This is a genomic window from Bifidobacterium intestinale (genome assembly GCF_023656765.1).
In the GTDB taxonomy this organism is placed as follows: Bacteria; Actinomycetota; Actinomycetes; order Actinomycetales; family Bifidobacteriaceae; genus Bifidobacterium; species Bifidobacterium hominis.
Genome location: NZ_JAMOKR010000002.1, coordinates 178604 through 193935, shown reverse-complemented (window position 1 = coordinate 193935; position 15332 = coordinate 178604). Strand labels below are relative to the sequence as shown.

Below are 15332 nucleotides of genomic sequence, written 5' to 3'. Positions count from 1 at the left end.
CAAGCCCGTGGATTGAATCCCCACGGGCTTGCCGTTGCTGAAAGTGTTGGTTATTCGGCGGTTTCCTCGCTGGTCGAAGCCTGCGCTTCGGCCATCTTCTTGGCGTGTGCCTCGGCGGATTCGATGCCGATCTTCCATCCGGTCAGTTTGGCGGCCAAACGTGCGTTCTGGCCTTCCTTGCCGATGGCAAGAGACAGCTGATCATCATGGATGAAGGCGATTGCGGTCTGGTTCTTCTCGCTGATCACCTGCACACCGGTGGCGACCGCCGGAGACAGCGCCGCAGCGACGAACTTCGCCGGATCGGCAGACCAGTCGACGATATCAATCTTTTCCGGTCCGAGATTCTCCATCACCGCACGCACGCGAGCGCCGCCGGGGCCGATCAGGGCACCCTTCGGATTGACGCCTTCGGTATTAGCTCGTACCGCGATCTTGGTGCGGGCGCCGGCCTCACGAGCAATAGCCATAATCGACACGGCGCCGGAAACCAGTTCCGGAACCTCACGCTCGAACAGGCGGCGAACCAGCTCCGGATGGGAGCGGGACACTACGATTTCCGGCCCCTTGAGACCACGTGCAACATTCACCACATATACGCGAATGCGCTCACCGTGGCGGTAACGTTCTCCCGGCACCTGCTCACGGCGGGGCAGCAACGCTTCGACATCGCCAACGGCCACGTGCACATTGGAGGTATCCTTCACATCCTGCTGCACGATACCGGTGATCAGCTTGCCTTTCTGCCCTGAGAACGCGCCGAACACCTTGTCGTCCTCGGCCTTGCGGAACAGCTGGCCGATGACCTGACGCGCGGTGGCTGCGGCCAAGCGGCCAAAGTCACGCGGAGTGTCATCATATTCCTCGCCCAGAGTCGGCGCAGGGTAAGGATTATCCTCGGTCGGTTCGACCGGAATCTCATCCTGAGCCCAAACAGTAAAGCTTCCGGCACGCGGATCAAGCTCCACACGAGCATGCTTCGCCGCGTGCGGCGTTTTCAGATATGCCAGTCGCAACGCTTCCGAGAGTGCGGCATCCAGCGTCTCGGGATCGATTCCCTGCCCAGCTGCGAGCTGGTGCATTCCTGCCAGGTCCAGTTCCATACTTCCAAGACCTCCTATATGAAGTTATTCCGAGCGCTCGGCCCAATGGTCACAGTCGACTATTAGTCTAATATTTCATGCAGACACGTTCCCCTCTTTTCCCCTCGGTCTCGTCGACCTCAAGACGCGTCTGCGTCTTGGCATGCATAGGCTTGCTTGTAGCGTCTCTGACCGCCTGCTCCGCACCCCGAATCTCTGGCCGCGCCGAAGCGGAACAGCAGCCAAGTCCTTGCGAGAAGGCATATGCCGACGCGACTGCCAACGCCGATATCATGGCAGACAAGTCACGCCATATCGTCATGCGCTATCTCGCCGCACAGGAGGCGATTTCAGATTGGGCGAACACCGCTGCCTACTGCCCTGCACGGTTCGCCGACGGCACGTTGCGTAGCGCGCAGGCCCGTCACACTGCCCGTTTGATGGCGGCGCGACTTGCGATCAACATCGCACAGCCCACGCTGTCGCGTTGTGACGGCATCGATTCGTTTGATATTGACGCGGATTCGCTTTCCGCCATGTCCGTTGCGGAAGATCAGGCAGGATTTGCGATGGGGGTTTTCGCGGCACGTTCCGTCGGACATGCGACGCTCGATATCAGCGATCGTCATAAAACAACTTCGCAGCGACTGATTTCTTTCTCCGGAGCCAAAGACGATCGTGCGAAAACATATGATGTCACGCAACTGCTCGCCAATCCCAACACCATGGTGGATTCCGCAACTGGATTGTTCGCACCGACCGACGCCGTCATTGAAATGAATTGTGCGCGCAGCGAAATCGCGGCCGTCGCATCAAGCTCGAATTCGACAGGTGACTCAGCACAATCCCGCATGACCGCAGAAAACTCTTCGGATGATTCAAGGCAACAGTCTCTGGGCGTACTTACCAGCATGATCGCCGACCGTGTGGATCTGGCTCTCACATGGGGCTATCCATCATTCGACGAGGCACTGTTCGAATAGCGCACATCAACACACATCAACACATGCGCCAATCCACGCAACAGTTCACGCGATACCCACGCAACCACGAGCCTGACAACGTGACGCATCATCCATGCAGCCAAGACACGCCGAACAATCGCGGACATCGCAAAAATCTCATAGCCGGATTTGACAATCGCCAAAGCTGTGGCAAAATAATGAAGTTGCTTGTTTTCAAGCGGCGCAGTGGATAAGTGTCCGAGCGGTCTAAGGAGCACGCCTCGAAAGCGTGTGAGGGCAACCCCCTCCGCGAGTTCGAATCTCGCCTTATCCGCAAGCAGAAAAACCGGAGCAATGGCGCTTCGGTTTTTTTATTGCTTACGGCCCTGTGGCACGTAGGAGCACATAGGAGCCAAGGTTATTGCTTCAGGCGATTTGCAACTTTTATGCCTTCATTCATCGTCGCACACTTCTTCTACCCCTGAAAATGCATGCCCGTCTTAAGGCCGCTCAAGCCTCGATAGAAGACGTACTGGCGTTCGATTACCCTAAAATGCAACGAATTATTACGATTGCGTCTCGGTCACGGACTCGTGAGAACGACGTAACGTCGTCATGGCATTTCGCATGATTCGCGTGTTCTTTTCGAACTATATCTCGTTTTCCGTTTTTCTTGCGATTGCTTGATGCAGTTTTGCGATGCGATATCTGGTGCGATCGTATAGTGCGATCTTCTGTGCTGCTATACAGTATGTGCTCTTACAAAGTGCGCTTCGCACGAATCGCTTCGGCACGAATCGCCAGCTGGTCGTCTTCCGGATATTCGATATGTTCGAGCGTCAATCCTTGCGGAGCGATCGGGCCGGTGCTGCCTTCGCGCAGCGACGTCACCATTTTTCCGGCGAACCAATCCAAGGAACGTTTGCCAATACCGACCTGTACGCACCCGTTAACCAACGAACGCACCATATTGCGTGCGAATGCGTCGGCGACGATGGTGAAGCACAGCAGTCCGGATTCGACCGCAGGCGTGCGATATCGCTCTCCCATCGTATTTCCGTCGTCGATAAGCGGATGCTGCGGTATGCGCCTCCAATACGCGGTTTTGACCTCGCGTATGGTGGTTCCTCCCGGATTGGGAGTTGCGAACGAGCCGAAATCATGCAGACCGATCGTCATTTCAGCAGCCTTGTTCATGGCTTCGATGTCGAGATCATCGTCGATATGAAGCACGCAATTTCTGGTACGTGGATCGATTTCGCTTGATCGGTCGGCAATGCGATATACGTAGGTGCGTTCCAGCGCGGAGAAACGTGCGTCGAATCCTTTAGAAGCCTCTTTGATGGAACGAATGGCAATATCGTTCGGCAGCATGCGTTGCAGTCGTCGCGTCAACGCCATCGCCGGTTCGACCTGCATATGCCCGACGCAACGTGCAAGTGTCTCTTCATTGATATCGAGATGGCAAACTTGGTGCGACGCGTGCACGCCGGTATCGGTACGACCTGCGACGGTCAGGCGCAACGGCTCGTTGTCGTCGCCTTCCGGCACCCGCAGAATGGTATGCAGCACCCGTTCGATCTCACCTTGCACGGTGCGCATGTCAGGCTGTTTCGCCCATCCGTAAAAATCGGTGCCGTCATATGCCAAGTCGATACGTAATCTCACGGCAATGAGCATAACAAAAGGCGCATAACAACACATGGCAACACATAACAACACATAACAAAAAGGCTGGAAACCTTTCGATTCCCAGCCTTCTGTATCAGCTAGTCAAGCCTGCTTGATGCCAATCACTCGGCGTTCTCTGCGGTGGCTTCCGGAGCCTCAACCGGTGCCTCTTCGACAACCGGAGCTTCTTCAGCGGCAACCTTGGTTGCAGCTTCGGCTTCCTTGACCACAGCCTGCTTCGGGCTCACCGGCTCGGAGACGAGCTCGATGACGGCTGCCGGAGCGGCATCGCCGCGACGCGGAGCGATCTTAACGATGCGGGTGTAGCCACCCTCACGCTGCTCCATCTGCTCGGCGATCTCGGTGAACAGCTTGTGCACGACGGACTTGTTGCGGATGACACGCATCACGCGACGGCGGCTGTGCAGATCACCACGCTTGGCGAGCGTGATCAGGCGCTCAGCCAGCGGACGAAGGCGCTTGGCCTTCGGCAGGGTGGTGGTGATGCGGCCGCGCTGGAACAGGCTGGTAGCCATGTTCGCGAGCATAAGACGCTCATGAGCCGGGCTGGAGGCCAGACGCGGACCCTTCTTTGGTGTAGGCATTGTTTCTCCTTGAAAGCCCCGTCGGATTCAGGTGGGCAGTCGCCCGAACATCCGAATCCGACGAAGCGGTTAGGTCAAAAGCGGCGAATCACTCGTCTTCCGGCGAGAAGAAAGTGCCACCTTCGAGGTTGTTGGTATCGAAGTTGCCCAGCGGGGAAGCCTTGAGAGCCAGACCCAAGGACTGGAGCTTTTCCTTGACTTCGTCGATGGACTTCATACCGAAATTGCGGATGTCGAGCAGATCCTGCTCAGTGTGGGCGACCAGCTCGCCGATCGTGTGGATGCCTTCACGCTTCAGGCAGTTGTAGCTGCGCTGGGTGAGGTTGAGATCCTCGATCGGAACGGCCATCTCCGGGTTGGTTTCCTCTGCCACCGGGGCAGGTCCAACCTCGACGCCCTCAGCTTGGGTATTGAGCTCGCGGCAGAGGCCGAAGAGCTCCACCAAGGTGGAGCCTGCGGATGCGACTGCATCGCGCGGGGAGATTGCCGGCTTGGTCTCCACGTCCAGGATGAGCTTGTCGAAGTCAGTGCGCTGTTCAACGCGGGTGGCTTCCACACGATAGCTCACCTTGAGCACCGGGGAGTAAATCGAGTCGACCGGAATACGACCGATCTCGGCGTTATCCTGCTTGTTCATCTGGGCAGGCACATAACCACGACCACGCTCGACGGTGAACTCGATTTCGAGTTCCCCATCTTCCGCGAGGGTTGCGATATGCATATCCGGGTTGGCGATGGTGACGCCGGCCGGAGGGGTGATGTCACCCGCGGTGGCCTCGCCCTTGCCGCTCTTGCGCAGATACATGACAACCGGCTCATCGTATTCGCTGGTGAGCACGATGCCCTTGATGTTCAGCAGGATCTCGGTAACGTCCTCTTCAACACCCGGCAGAGTGGTGAACTCGTGCGGGACGCCGGAGATACGCACCGAAGTCACAGCCGCTCCAGGGATGGAGCTCAGGAGGGTGCGGCGCAGCGAGTTGCCAAGCGTGTAACCGAAACCAGGCTCGAGAGGCTCGATGGTGAAGCGGGAACGCTGAGGGTTGAGAGATTCCTCGGTAAGTGTCGGACGCTGTGCGATAAGCACTGTGGTTATCCTTTCAGCTTCAGGCCGGTGGTGCACTCACCGGCCATAAGCGGCGTTGGATTGATGATTTTTTCTAGTGCTCAGACGCGACGGCGCTTCGGAGGACGAACGCCGTTGTGTGCCTGCGGGGTGACGTCGGTAATGGAACCGACTTCGAGTCCGGCGGACTGCAGGGAACGGATAGCGGTTTCACGACCGGAACCCGGACCCTTCACGAACACGTCGACCTTCTTCAGACCGTGCTCCATAGCCTTGCGGGCTGCGGATTCAGCGGCCATGCCAGCGGCGTACGGCGTAGACTTACGGGAGCCCTTGAAGCCGACATCGCCACCGGACGCCCAGGACACAACTGCGCCGGACGGGTCGGTGATCGAAATGATGGTGTTGTTGAAAGTGGACTTGATGTGCGCCTGCCCAACCGGGACCGACTTACGGTCGCGGCGACGCGGCTTGCGCGCGGCTTGCTTTTGAGCTGCCATTGACCCTCGTTTCCTAATAACGAATTTGCTTTTTTGTTCAGGCGATGAAACTTACGTCTCGTGGTCTGAACTGACAGCCACCGATTACTTGGTGGCCTTCTTCTTTCCGGCGACCGTACGCTTCGGTCCCTTGCGGGTGCGCGCATTGGTCTTGGTGCGCTGACCGCGCACAGGAAGTCCCTTACGGTGACGCTGGCCTTGGTAGCAGTTGATCTGAATCTTACGACGGATATCCGCATCGATTTCACGACGCAGATCACCCTCGATCTTGTAGTTACCCTCGAGGTAGTCACGCAGCGTGATCAGCTGCTCATCCGTCAGATCCTTGACGCGAATATCCGGGTTGATACCGGTCGCGGCAAGCGTTTCCTTGGCACGAGTGCGACCCACACCAAAGATGTAGGTGAGGGCGATCTCGATGCGCTTCTCATTGGGGATGTCGACTCCGGCAAGACGTGCCATTGCGATTCCTTCTGTTTTCCGCAGGTCTTGCACCGAGTCGTCCGGTTTCCCGGCCCGGGCCTGCGTACCCGGGGTTCATATCGCTTGCGCGATCTGTGACTCAGCGCCTGTACTTATTGTGCCGCTGGATCTACTCTCAGCCCTGACGCTGCTTGTGGCGCGGGTTGACGCAGATCACCATGACGCGGCCGTGACGACGGATCACGCGGCAATTCTCGCAGATCCTCTTCACACTAGGGCTGACCTTCATGGTTTTCCTTTGCTTATGTACCTTACTTGTAACGGTACGTAATACGGCCGCGGTTCAGATCGTAGGGGCTCATTTCAAGCACAACACGATCCTGCGGCAGAATGCGGATGTAGTTCTTCCTCATCTTGCCCGAGATGGTTGCGAGCACGATATGCTTGTTCTCGAGTTCAACGCGGAACATCGCGTTCGGCAGTGCTTCCACTACCTGTCCTTCGACTTCAATCACACCGTCTTTAGCCATGAGCCTCGTTCCGTTCTTTGGCGATTACTATGAGTGCCCGAAGACACACCAACTTGCAAGAATACACGAAAACGGGAATTACGGCACGTTCGGCGTGTCGCAATTCCCGTTTTTGATCGACTTATGGTATTTTATTGGGCTTTCTTATCTATGCATATGATTCGAATCAGCCCAATCCTCAGCTATTTTAGCTATTTCAGCCGAGTTCAGCCACGATGGTGGACTGGATCTCTTCGACGGAACCGACGCCGTTGAAGGTCTTCAGCAGGCCACGCTCTTCGTAGGTTGCCAGCAGCGGAGCGGTTTCCTTGGCATACACGTCGAGGCGCTTGGCGATTGCTTCCGGAGTGTCGTCGGAGCGTCCTTCGATCTCGGCGCGCTTCTTCATGCGCTCCATAAGCACGTCATGCTCGGCGTCGAGAGCCACCACGGCGTCCAGCGGAGTGTTCAGATCGGCAAGGATGGCGTCCAGCGCTTCGACCTGGGAGGCGTTGCGCGGGTAGCCATCGAGAATCCAGCCGTTCTTGGCATCGTCCATGGCCAAGCGATCCTTGACGATCTTGTTGGTCAGCTCGTCAGGAACCAGTTCGCCCTTATCGATGTATTTCAGCGCCTCAACGCCAAGCTCAGTCTTGTTCTTGATGTTGTAGCGGAAGATATCGCCGGTGGAGATTGCCGGAATACCGTAGTGTTCGCTCAGCAGAGCAGCCTGAGTGCCCTTGCCGACGCCCTGAGGTCCCATGATCAGCAGTCGCATATTGTTCTCCGTTTCATTTGGCCTCTTTCGAGGCTTTCTGATTCTCGATTGTTTATATAAAAAATCGTGATACCGCCTCATGCCGAAACGGTATCACGATTTCAAGGCTTTACTTGCCTTCCTTGTGGTCAGTGCTCTCGAACAGGAATCCAGCGTACTGGAACTGTTCGGTCTGAGCCTTGGCCTGACGCAGGGTGTCGAGGCCGACGCCTGCGATGATCAGGATGGTGGTGCCGCCGAACGGCAACTTGGTGTTGAGGTCAAGCGCCATGATGAGCACGGTCGGAATAAGCGCCACGAATAGCAGGTACACGGCGCCGACGGTGTTGAGCCTGTTCATCACGTAGCTCAGATAACGGCTGGTGGCGCTGCCTGCGCGGATGCCCGGAATGAAGCCGCCATACTGCTTCATGTTGTCTGCGGTCTCGTCCGGGTTGAAGGTGATTTCCGTGTAGAAGAAGCAGAAGAACACGATCATCAGCGCGTACAGTGCGATGTACCACACGGAAGTGGTGTTGGCCAGGTTGGAGTTGATCCACTTGACCCAGGACTGGCTGGAATTTCCGAACTGTGCGATCAGGGTCGGAATGGCCAGAATGGAGGACGCGAAGATCGGCGGGATAACGCCGCTCATATTGATCTTCAGCGGCAGATAGGTGGAGGATCCGCCGTACATCTTGCGGCCAATCATACGACGGGTGTACTGCACCGGAATACGGCGCTGGGAAAGCTCGACATAGATGACGAGAATCATGATGACCAACAGCACGCCGACGACCGCGGCAAACTTCCCCCAATTGCCATCGGTGCCTTTGGTACCCCAACCGATCTCCCACAACTGCGGCAGGAAGCCGGAGCAGATGGACATGAAGATAAGGATGGACATACCCTGGCCAAGACCCTTATCGGTGATCAATTCGGCCATCCACATGATCAGGCCCGTACCACCGGTCATGATCAGCACCATGACCACGAGGTTCCAGACGGAACCGTCAGGCACGACCTGGGAGCACTGGTAGTTGAACAGGGCGCCGGAGCGGGCGGTCACCAGAATGGTGGTGGACTGCAGCACAGCGAGGCCAATGGTCAGGTAACGAGTGTACTGGGTCAGCTTGGCTTCGCCAGACTGGCCTTCCTTATGCAGCGCCTCAAAGCGAGGAATGACCACGCGGAGCAGCTGGATGACGATGGATGCCGTGATGTACGGCATGACACCCAGTGCGAAGATCGACAGCTGCAGCATTGCGCCGCCGGAGAAGAGGTTCACCAGACTAATGAAGTTCTCGGAGGTGCTGTTCATCGAGCCGACGCACTCCTGGACCACCTTGTAGTCGACACCTGGGGTCGGAATGAACGAGCCAATACGATAAATGATGATGATGCCAAGAGTGAAGAGGATCTTGTTCCTCAACTCCTTGGTTTTCAAGGCCTGGATTAACGTCCTCACCTGGGATTCCTTCCATCGACGTGCGCGCCTGCGCACCCATGCAAAAAACAGACTCTACCGGTCGAGTCTAGCGTACGGCGTCTACCTACACGTGGAGTGTTCCATCCTTTGCTGGTTTTTTATTAGATTTCTGGGCATTGTTTTTCGTTCCCCGTACTGGATCGAAAAACGAAATGAGGCTTCCCCCGCCCCAGCGGGAGAAGCCTCACTCACGAGCTTAAGTCAGCTACATTCCGTGGAATCAGTCCTCGGAGATGGAGCCGCCGGCAGCCTCAATCTTGGACTTGGCGGAAGCGGAAGCCTTGACACCCTTAATGGTGTAGGCAGCCGAAACCTCGCCGTCGCCCAGGACCTTGACCGGGTAGCCGTCACGCACGGCACCCTTGGCAACCAGATCAGCAACGGTAATCTCGCCACCCTGCGGGAACAGTTCCGCAAGAGCTGCGACGTTGACGACCTGATACTCCTTCTTGAACGGGCTCTTGAAGCCACGCAGCTTCGGAAGGCGCATGTACAGCGGCAGCTGGCCACCTTCGAAGCCCGGGCGAACCTGATAGCGCTTCTTGGTGCCCTTGTCGCCACGGCCCGAGGTCTTACCCTTGGAGCCTTCACCACGACCGACGCGAATGCGATCCTTCTTGGCGCCCGGAGCCGGCTTCAGGTCATGCATCTGCAGAATATCTGCCATAATCAGTCAGCCTCCTCAACGGTGACCAGGTGACGGAGAACCATCAGCTGGCCACGAAGGGCCGGGGTGTCCTCACGAGTCACGGTCTTGCCAATCTTGTTCAGGCCCAGAGTCTGAGCCGCAGCACGCTGCTTCGGAGTGGAGTTCACCAGACCGTGGTGCAGCTTGATGTTCAGGTTAGTCATCACTCACCGTCCTTCTGAGCGGCCTTGGCCTGTGCTTCTTCACGGGCCTTGCGAGCCTCGGCGATGCCTTCGGCGCGAGCACGCAGCAGGGAGTCAGGAGCCACCTCTTCGAGGGACATGCCACGACGAGCTGCGATCTCTTCCGGCTCTTCGAGCTTCTTGAGAGCGTCGACAGTTGCGCGCACCACGTTGACGGCGGTGGCGGAGCCCATCGACTTGGTCAGGACGTCGGTGATGCCAGCGCATTCCATGACGGCGCGGACTGCACCGCCGGCGATAACGCCGGTACCCGGAGCAGCCGGGCGCAGGAGCACGGTACCTGCTGCATCATGACCGATCACCGGGTGGGTGACGGTGCCCTTGATGCGCGGAACGGTGAACATGTGCTTCTTGGCATCCAGCTGGCCCTTGGCGATTGCAGCCGGGACCTCACGGGACTTGCCGTAGCCGACACCCACGGTGCCGTTGCCGTCGCCAACCACCACGAGGGCGGCGAAGCTGAACGTACGACCACCCTTGTGGGTCTTGGACACACGGTTGATGGTCACCACGCGATCGAGCAACTCGTTCTCGTGAGATTCCTCACGACGATTGCGACGCTCGCCACGACGACCCTCGCCACGCTGGCCACGACGGGACTTGCGATCCTCGTTGGTAGCCTCAGCAGCAGCCTGAGTGTTCTGAGTTTCTTCAGCCACTTGGGTTTCCTTTTCGTTGTCGCTCACAGTGCCAGACCTCCCTCGCGGGCGCCTTCAGCGACAGCTGCGACGCGGCCATGATACTTGTTGCCGCCACGATCGAACACAACCGCGGTGATGCCTGCGTCCTGAGCCTTCTTGGCAATCAGTTCGCCGACCTTCTTGGCGGCTTCGGTCTTGGTGCCCTCGAAACCAGCGAAATCGCTCATCAGAGTGGATTCGCTCACCAAGGTGATGCCCTTGGTGTCGTCAATGATCTGGGCAACCATGTGACGGTTGGAACGGGTAACCACCAGACGCGGGAGCTCCGGGGTACCGCTGATGCGCTTGCGCAGACGAGCGTGACGGCGCTGGAGCGCGACCTTCTTGCCCTTACCGAAAATCTGGACGCTCATTACTTACCAGCCTTTCCAGCCTTGCGCAGGATGCGTTCATCCGAGTACTTGATGCCCTTGCCCTTGTAGGGTTCCGGAGCGCGAAGCTTGCGGATGTTTGCGGCGCACTGGCCGACAGCCTGCTTGTCGATACCCTTGACGATCACCTGGTTCGGGTTCGGCAGTTCGAACTCGATGCCTTCCGGCGGCTCAACGGTGATGGTGTGGGAATAACCGAGGGAGAACTCGATACCCTTACCCTTCGCCTGAGCACGGTAACCGGTGCCGACGATATCCAAGGTCTTGGCATAGCCTTCGTGCACGCCCTTGACCATGCTCGCCACGATGGAACGAGCCAGGCCGTGCTTTGCACGGGTCGGACGCAGATCGTCAGCCGGGACGAGGATGATCTCGTTGCCTTCGACCTGAGCGGTGATGCCTTCCGGAATCTCGTAGGAGTCAGTGCCCTTAACGCCCTTGGCGGTGAAGGACTGACCGTCGATCTTAACTTCCACGCCAGCAGGAATGGTGACGGGGAGCTTACCAATATGCGATGCCATGTTTCAGCTCTCCTTTCTCACCAAACGAAAGCGACGATTTCGCCGCCGATGCCTCGGTCGAGGCATTCCTTCTGGGTCAGCAGTCCCGAGCTAGTCGAGATGATTGCGATGCCAAGACCACCGAGCGGCATCGGCAGAGCATCGGACTTTGCGTAACGACGCAGGCCCGGCTTGGAGATGCGCTTGATGCCCTGGATGGAACGCTCGCCGTTCGGACCATACTTGAGGGTGACCTCGAGAGTCTGGCCGACCTTGGCTTCCTTAGCGGTGAAGTCCTTGATGTAGCCTTCGCGCTTCAGAATCTCGGCGATGTTCGCCTTGAACTTGGAGTACGGCATATCCACGGTTTCGTGCTTTGCCGCGCTCGCATTACGCAGACGCGTAAGCATGTCTGCGATCGGATCTGTCATTGTCATTTGGGCTTATTGCCCTTTCTCGCCGTGGTTTCCGCCGCCCGCACGCTTTTCAGCGATTGGGCCGCGGACCTTCAGCGTCGTTATTTACCAACTGGACTTCGTAACGCCGGGCAGCTCGCCGCGGTGGGCCTTCTCACGAAGGCAGATGCGGCAAAGGCCGAACTTGCGGTAGACGGAGTGAGGACGACCGCAGACCTGGCAACGCGTATAAGCGCGCACCTTGAACTTCGGCTTAGCGGCCGCCTTGTTCTTAAGAGCGGTTTTTGCCATATCAGTTCTCCTTGAAGGGGAAGCCGAGGTGCTTCAGGAGCACGCGAGCTTCCTTGTCGTCCTTGGTGCTGGTCACCACGGTGATGTCCATACCGCGCTGGTGATCGATCGAATCCGGATCGATCTCGTGGAACATGGACTGCTCGGTGAGACCAAAGTTGTAGTTGCCTTGGCCGTCGAACTGGTCACCGTTGATGCCACGGAAATCGCGGATACGCGGCAGAGCCATGGTCAGAAGGCGATCCAGGAACTCCCACATACGCTCGCCACGCAGGGTGACGTAAGCGCCGATGGCCTGGCCTTCGCGCAGGTGGAACTGTGCGACGGACTTCTTAGCCTTGGTGATCTTCGGCTTCTGGCCGGTGATCAGGGTGAGGTCCTTGACGGCGCCTTCGATGAGCTTGGAGTCGCGAGCAGCGGCGCCAACGCCCATGGAGACGACGACCTTCTGAACGCGAGCGACCTGCATCGGGTTGGAGTAGTGGAATTCCTTCTCCAGCTCCGGCACAATCTGCTCGTTGTACTTCTGCTTCAAGCGCGGAGTTGCCGGCGCTTCGACAGTGGTATCGGTCATGCCAGCTCCTTTCCGGACTTCTTGGCAACACGCACACGCACGGTCTTCACCTTGCCGTCGCGAGCCTCTTCCTTTTCGACGATGCGCACGCGGGTCGGCTGCTTGGTCTCCGGATCGATGACCATCACGTTGGAGCGATGAATCGGAGCCTCGACAGCCACGATGCCGGCCTGCTGGCCCTGCTGCGTGGCGCGAACGTGCTTCTTGACGATCTGCACGCCTTCAACGATCAGACGATCGTCCTTGAGCACCTGCTTGACGGTGCCTTCCTTGCCGCGATCCTTGCCGCGGATGACCTTGACCAGGTCGCCGCTCTTAATCTTGGCTGCCATGTCAGATCACCTCCGGGGCGAGGGACACGATCTTCATGAAGCGCTTGTCGCGCAGTTCACGACCGACCGGTCCGAAGATACGAGTGCCCTTCGGTTCACGGCCAGAGCCGAGAATGACGGCGGCGTTCTCGTCGAACTTAATGTAGGAGCCGTCCACACGACGGTGCTCCTTGACGGTGCGGACGACGACAGCCTTGACGACGTCGCCCTTCTTGACCGACCCGCCAGGGATGGCGTCCTTGACGGAGGCGACGATCACGTCGCCGATGCCGGCATAGCGTCGCTTCGATCCGCCGAGCACTCGGATGGCGAGGAGTTCCTTCGCACCCGTGTTGTCGGCGACATGAAGCCGCGTTTCCTGCTGAATCATTGATTCTCCTTAGCCGAGCTGGTTCTCCCCAAGCACCCCGCCTGCCTGCTTGAAGCAGGCGGGGTGACTCACGGAGCCTTGCCGAACTTATTTACTTAGCGCGCTCGATGATGCTATCGAGACGCCAACGCTTGGTCTTGCTCAGGGGCCGAGTCTCCATAATACTCACGAGGTCGCCAATGTGAGCCTCGTTGTGTTCATCATGGACCTTGACCGTACGAGTGGAACGCACGACCTTGCCGTACAGCGGGTGGGTCGAACGCTGCTCGAGCTCGACGGAAATCGTCTTGTCCATCTTATCGGACACGACGTAACCGCGACGAACCTTGCGGAAGTTACGCTCTTCAGCCATTACTTCTCCTCAGCTTTCGTTTCGGTCGCCTCGGGGGCCTGGCTGATGCCGAGCTCACGCTCGCGCAGGACGGTGTACATCCTGGCGATGTCGTGCTTGACCGCCTTGAGGCGGGCGGTGTTTTCGAGCTGACCGGTCGCGGACTGGAAGCGCAGGTTGAACAGCTCTTCCTTGGACTTCTTGAGGAAGCCCTCGATCTCCTCGTTGGTCTTCTCGTTCAGATTCTTCATGGTGTAGTCTGCAGTTCCGACTGCCATCAGATGTCACCGCCTTCACGAGCAATAACACGGCACTTCATAGGGAGCTTGTCGATTGCGCGGCGCAGAGCCTCGCGAGCGACATCCTCGGACACGCCACCGATCTCGAACATGACGCGACCCGGGTGGACGTTAGCGATCCAGAATTCCGGAGTACCCTTACCGGAACCCATTCGGGTGCCGAGCGGCTTCTTGGTCAGCGGACGATCCGGGAAGATCGTGATCCACACGCGGCCACCACGCTTGATGTAGCGGGTCATGGCGATACGAGCGGCCTCGATCTGGCGGTTGGTCACATAAGCTGGAGCCAGAGCCTGGATACCGAAATCGCCGAATGCGATCTCGTTTCCGCCCTTGGACATGCCACGGCGGACCGGACGGTGCTGCTTACGATACTTGGTTCTCTTTGGGATAAGCATTTCTCAGCTCACTCCTTCGTTTCCGTTGCGGCAGGTGCCTCAGCTGCGGCCGGAGCCTCTGCTGCTGCGTTCTGCTGCGGGGCAGCGTTACGCTGGCCACGACGCGGACGGCGATCGCCGCGACGGCCCTGACGGTTGTTGCCCTGCTGTGCCTGCTGCTCTTCGAACTCACGCTCGGTCATATCGCCCTTGTAGATCCAGACCTTCACGCCGATGCGGCCGTAAGTGGTCTTGGCCTCGAAGAAGCCGTAATCAATGAGGGCGCGCAGGGTCTGCAGCGGAACGCGACCCTCGCGATAGAACTCGGAACGGCTCATTTCGGCACCGCCAAGGCGACCGGAGAGCTTGATACGAATACCCTTAGCGCCTGCACGCATGGCATCCTGCTGGGCCTTACGCATCGCGCGACGGAAGGTCACGCGGTTGGTGAGCTGCTCAGCGATGCCCTGTGCGACGAGCTGGGCGTCCAGTGCTGCGTTCTTCACTTCGAAGATGTTGAGCTGGACCTGCTTGCCAGTGAGCTTCTCAAGCTTGGCGCGAACGCGCTCAGCTTCAGCACCACGGCGGCCGATGACGATGCCCGGGCGAGCAGTGTGGATGTCCACACGCACGCGGTCGCGGGTACGCTCGATGACGATACGGGACACGCCCGCGCGCTCGAGATCCTTGCTCATGGCCTTGCGGATGACGTCATCTTCGAGAACGAAGTCGCGGTAGCGTTCGCCGACCTTGTTGGAATCGGAGAACCACTTGGAACGATGGTTCTCAGTGATTCCCAGGCGGTAGCCAAACGGATTGATCTTCTGACCCAT

General features: G+C 58.3%; 25 protein-coding genes and 1 tRNA gene. 2 read left to right on the top strand and 24 right to left on the bottom strand.

All coding sequences use genetic code 11. The annotated features are described in order from the left end of the window. Positions 1 to 50 precede the first annotated feature (50 nt). Positions 51 to 1103 carry a transcription termination factor NusA gene (gene nusA, locus NBH13_RS03675; protein WP_099570951.1) on the bottom strand — a complete coding sequence of 351 codons (1053 nt, stop codon included), beginning with the start codon at positions 1101 to 1103 and terminating at the stop codon, positions 51 to 53. A gap of 152 nt (positions 1104 to 1255) precedes the next feature. Between nusA and NBH13_RS03670 the strand changes: the two genes are divergently transcribed. Beyond that, on the top strand, positions 1256 to 2065 hold the full coding sequence (locus tag NBH13_RS03670; protein ID WP_180753660.1) for a hypothetical protein: 810 nt from the start codon (positions 1256 to 1258) through the stop codon (positions 2063 to 2065). 209 nt (positions 2066 to 2274) lie between these two features. Continuing rightward, positions 2275 to 2360 (top strand) — tRNA-Ser (locus NBH13_RS03665). 425 nt (positions 2361 to 2785) lie between these two features. Here the strand turns inward: NBH13_RS03665 and truA are convergent. The 23 genes from truA to rpsC all read right to left on the bottom strand — a co-directional run bounded on the left by truA (position 2786) and on the right by rpsC (position 15332). Then, positions 2786 to 3706, bottom strand: a complete 921-nt coding sequence (gene truA, locus NBH13_RS03660; RefSeq protein ID WP_250778989.1) for a tRNA pseudouridine(38-40) synthase TruA — start codon at positions 3704 to 3706, stop codon at positions 2786 to 2788. 113 nt (positions 3707 to 3819) lie between these two features. Then, positions 3820 to 4302, bottom strand: coding sequence for a 50S ribosomal protein L17 (gene rplQ, locus NBH13_RS03655; protein WP_250778987.1), 483 nt, complete (start codon positions 4300 to 4302; stop codon positions 3820 to 3822). Between the two features lie 88 nt (positions 4303 to 4390). Further along, positions 4391 to 5389 (bottom strand): DNA-directed RNA polymerase subunit alpha, encoded by a 999-nt coding sequence (locus NBH13_RS03650; protein ID WP_003835980.1) that lies wholly within the window; start codon positions 5387 to 5389, stop codon positions 4391 to 4393. An 80-nt stretch (positions 5390 to 5469) separates the two neighbouring features. Next, positions 5470 to 5868, bottom strand: coding sequence for a 30S ribosomal protein S11 (gene rpsK / locus NBH13_RS03645; protein ID WP_003808141.1), 399 nt, complete (start codon positions 5866 to 5868; stop codon positions 5470 to 5472). An 84-nt stretch (positions 5869 to 5952) separates the two neighbouring features. Further along, complete coding sequence (gene rpsM / locus NBH13_RS03640) at positions 5953 to 6330, bottom strand: 30S ribosomal protein S13 (RefSeq protein ID WP_003808138.1); 378 nt, start codon at positions 6328 to 6330, stop codon at positions 5953 to 5955. 136 nt (positions 6331 to 6466) lie between these two features. After that, positions 6467 to 6580 (bottom strand): 50S ribosomal protein L36, encoded by a 114-nt coding sequence (gene rpmJ, locus NBH13_RS03635; RefSeq protein WP_003808136.1) that lies wholly within the window; start codon positions 6578 to 6580, stop codon positions 6467 to 6469. 22 nt (positions 6581 to 6602) lie between these two features. Next, positions 6603 to 6821 carry a translation initiation factor IF-1 gene (infA, locus tag NBH13_RS03630; RefSeq protein ID WP_003808114.1) on the bottom strand — a complete coding sequence of 73 codons (219 nt, stop codon included), beginning with the start codon at positions 6819 to 6821 and terminating at the stop codon, positions 6603 to 6605. A 196-nt stretch (positions 6822 to 7017) separates the two neighbouring features. Then, entirely contained in the window at positions 7018 to 7578 is a 561-nt protein-coding gene (locus NBH13_RS03625) for an adenylate kinase (RefSeq protein ID WP_099570956.1), read from the bottom strand. Between the two features lie 109 nt (positions 7579 to 7687). Further along, positions 7688 to 9025, bottom strand: a complete 1338-nt coding sequence (gene secY / locus NBH13_RS03620) for a preprotein translocase subunit SecY (protein ID WP_099570957.1) — start codon at positions 9023 to 9025, stop codon at positions 7688 to 7690. 241 nt (positions 9026 to 9266) lie between these two features. After that, positions 9267 to 9713: a 50S ribosomal protein L15 gene (gene rplO, locus NBH13_RS03615; RefSeq protein ID WP_003835984.1), complete on the bottom strand. Its 447-nt coding sequence runs from the start codon at positions 9711 to 9713 to the stop codon at positions 9267 to 9269. Between the two features lie 2 nt (positions 9714 to 9715). After that, the gene (rpmD, locus tag NBH13_RS03610; protein WP_180753352.1) at positions 9716 to 9901 is read right to left on the bottom strand and encodes a 50S ribosomal protein L30; all 186 of its coding nucleotides are present in this window, start codon (positions 9899 to 9901) and stop codon (positions 9716 to 9718) included. Further along, a complete protein-coding gene (gene rpsE / locus NBH13_RS03605; protein ID WP_099570959.1) occupies positions 9898 to 10623 on the bottom strand; it encodes a 30S ribosomal protein S5 in 726 nt (241 codons plus the stop codon). The genes rpmD and rpsE overlap by 4 nt, the downstream gene beginning before the upstream one ends. Beyond that, positions 10620 to 10991, bottom strand: a complete 372-nt coding sequence (rplR, locus tag NBH13_RS03600; RefSeq protein ID WP_003835989.1) for a 50S ribosomal protein L18 — start codon at positions 10989 to 10991, stop codon at positions 10620 to 10622. Before rplR ends, rpsE begins: the two co-directional genes overlap by 4 nt. Beyond that, positions 10991 to 11530 carry a 50S ribosomal protein L6 gene (gene rplF, locus NBH13_RS03595; RefSeq protein ID WP_099570960.1) on the bottom strand — a complete coding sequence of 180 codons (540 nt, stop codon included), beginning with the start codon at positions 11528 to 11530 and terminating at the stop codon, positions 10991 to 10993. The genes rplR and rplF overlap by 1 nt, the downstream gene beginning before the upstream one ends. Positions 11531 to 11547: 17 nt before the next feature. Next, positions 11548 to 11946, bottom strand: a complete 399-nt coding sequence (rpsH, locus tag NBH13_RS03590) for a 30S ribosomal protein S8 (protein ID WP_003808048.1) — start codon at positions 11944 to 11946, stop codon at positions 11548 to 11550. Between the two features lie 84 nt (positions 11947 to 12030). Beyond that, positions 12031 to 12216: a type Z 30S ribosomal protein S14 gene (locus NBH13_RS03585; protein ID WP_003808046.1), complete on the bottom strand. Its 186-nt coding sequence runs from the start codon at positions 12214 to 12216 to the stop codon at positions 12031 to 12033. 1 nt (position 12217) lies between these two features. Then, positions 12218 to 12790 (bottom strand): 50S ribosomal protein L5, encoded by a 573-nt coding sequence (gene rplE, locus NBH13_RS03580; RefSeq protein WP_003808042.1) that lies wholly within the window; start codon positions 12788 to 12790, stop codon positions 12218 to 12220. Continuing rightward, the gene (gene rplX / locus NBH13_RS03575) at positions 12787 to 13122 is read right to left on the bottom strand and encodes a 50S ribosomal protein L24 (protein WP_003808040.1); all 336 of its coding nucleotides are present in this window, start codon (positions 13120 to 13122) and stop codon (positions 12787 to 12789) included. Before rplX ends, rplE begins: the two co-directional genes overlap by 4 nt. A 1-nt stretch (position 13123) precedes the next feature. Beyond that, positions 13124 to 13492: a 50S ribosomal protein L14 gene (rplN, locus tag NBH13_RS03570; protein ID WP_003808038.1), complete on the bottom strand. Its 369-nt coding sequence runs from the start codon at positions 13490 to 13492 to the stop codon at positions 13124 to 13126. 91 nt (positions 13493 to 13583) lie between these two features. Then, positions 13584 to 13844: a 30S ribosomal protein S17 gene (rpsQ, locus tag NBH13_RS03565; RefSeq protein ID WP_003808036.1), complete on the bottom strand. Its 261-nt coding sequence runs from the start codon at positions 13842 to 13844 to the stop codon at positions 13584 to 13586. Next, positions 13844 to 14101, bottom strand: a complete 258-nt coding sequence (gene rpmC / locus NBH13_RS03560; protein ID WP_003835994.1) for a 50S ribosomal protein L29 — start codon at positions 14099 to 14101, stop codon at positions 13844 to 13846. Before rpmC ends, rpsQ begins: the two co-directional genes overlap by 1 nt. Then, on the bottom strand, positions 14101 to 14520 hold the full coding sequence (gene rplP / locus NBH13_RS03555; RefSeq protein WP_003835996.1) for a 50S ribosomal protein L16: 420 nt from the start codon (positions 14518 to 14520) through the stop codon (positions 14101 to 14103). The genes rpmC and rplP overlap by 1 nt, the downstream gene beginning before the upstream one ends. An 8-nt stretch (positions 14521 to 14528) precedes the next feature. After that, complete coding sequence (gene rpsC, locus NBH13_RS03550; RefSeq protein ID WP_099570961.1) at positions 14529 to 15332, bottom strand: 30S ribosomal protein S3; 804 nt, start codon at positions 15330 to 15332, stop codon at positions 14529 to 14531.

What these genes read in the sequence shown, in the direction of transcription:
- nusA (WP_099570951.1), bottom strand. Translation starts at nt 1,103, where the DNA reads ATGGAACTGGACCTGGCAGGAATGCACCAGCTCGCAGCTGGGCAGGGA.
- truA (WP_250778989.1), bottom strand. Translation starts at nt 3,706, where the DNA reads ATGCTCATTGCCGTGAGATTACGTATCGACTTGGCATATGACGGCACC.
- rplQ (WP_250778987.1), bottom strand. Translation starts at nt 4,302, where the DNA reads ATGCCTACACCAAAGAAGGGTCCGCGTCTGGCCTCCAGCCCGGCTCAT.
- rpsK (WP_003808141.1), bottom strand. Translation starts at nt 5,868, where the DNA reads ATGGCAGCTCAAAAGCAAGCCGCGCGCAAGCCGCGTCGCCGCGACCGT.
- rpsM (WP_003808138.1), bottom strand. Translation starts at nt 6,330, where the DNA reads ATGGCACGTCTTGCCGGAGTCGACATCCCCAATGAGAAGCGCATCGAG.
- rpmJ (WP_003808136.1), bottom strand. Translation starts at nt 6,580, where the DNA reads ATGAAGGTCAGCCCTAGTGTGAAGAGGATCTGCGAGAATTGCCGCGTG.
- infA (WP_003808114.1), bottom strand. Translation starts at nt 6,821, where the DNA reads ATGGCTAAAGACGGTGTGATTGAAGTCGAAGGACAGGTAGTGGAAGCA.
- NBH13_RS03625 (WP_099570956.1), bottom strand. Translation starts at nt 7,578, where the DNA reads ATGCGACTGCTGATCATGGGACCTCAGGGCGTCGGCAAGGGCACTCAG.
- rplO (WP_003835984.1), bottom strand. Translation starts at nt 9,713, where the DNA reads ATGGCAGATATTCTGCAGATGCATGACCTGAAGCCGGCTCCGGGCGCC.
- rplR (WP_003835989.1), bottom strand. Translation starts at nt 10,991, where the DNA reads ATGAGCGTCCAGATTTTCGGTAAGGGCAAGAAGGTCGCGCTCCAGCGC.
- rplF (WP_099570960.1), bottom strand. Translation starts at nt 11,530, where the DNA reads ATGGCATCGCATATTGGTAAGCTCCCCGTCACCATTCCTGCTGGCGTG.
- rpsH (WP_003808048.1), bottom strand. Translation starts at nt 11,946, where the DNA reads ATGACAATGACAGATCCGATCGCAGACATGCTTACGCGTCTGCGTAAT.
- NBH13_RS03585 (WP_003808046.1), bottom strand. Translation starts at nt 12,216, where the DNA reads ATGGCAAAAACCGCTCTTAAGAACAAGGCGGCCGCTAAGCCGAAGTTC.
- rplE (WP_003808042.1), bottom strand. Translation starts at nt 12,790, where the DNA reads ATGACCGATACCACTGTCGAAGCGCCGGCAACTCCGCGCTTGAAGCAG.
- rplX (WP_003808040.1), bottom strand. Translation starts at nt 13,122, where the DNA reads ATGGCAGCCAAGATTAAGAGCGGCGACCTGGTCAAGGTCATCCGCGGC.
- rplN (WP_003808038.1), bottom strand. Translation starts at nt 13,492, where the DNA reads ATGATTCAGCAGGAAACGCGGCTTCATGTCGCCGACAACACGGGTGCG.
- rpsQ (WP_003808036.1), bottom strand. Translation starts at nt 13,844, where the DNA reads ATGGCTGAAGAGCGTAACTTCCGCAAGGTTCGTCGCGGTTACGTCGTG.
- rpmC (WP_003835994.1), bottom strand. Translation starts at nt 14,101, where the DNA reads ATGGCAGTCGGAACTGCAGACTACACCATGAAGAATCTGAACGAGAAG.
- rplP (WP_003835996.1), bottom strand. Translation starts at nt 14,520, where the DNA reads ATGCTTATCCCAAAGAGAACCAAGTATCGTAAGCAGCACCGTCCGGTC.
- rpsC (WP_099570961.1), bottom strand. Translation starts at nt 15,332, where the DNA reads ATGGGTCAGAAGATCAATCCGTTTGGCTACCGCCTGGGAATCACTGAG.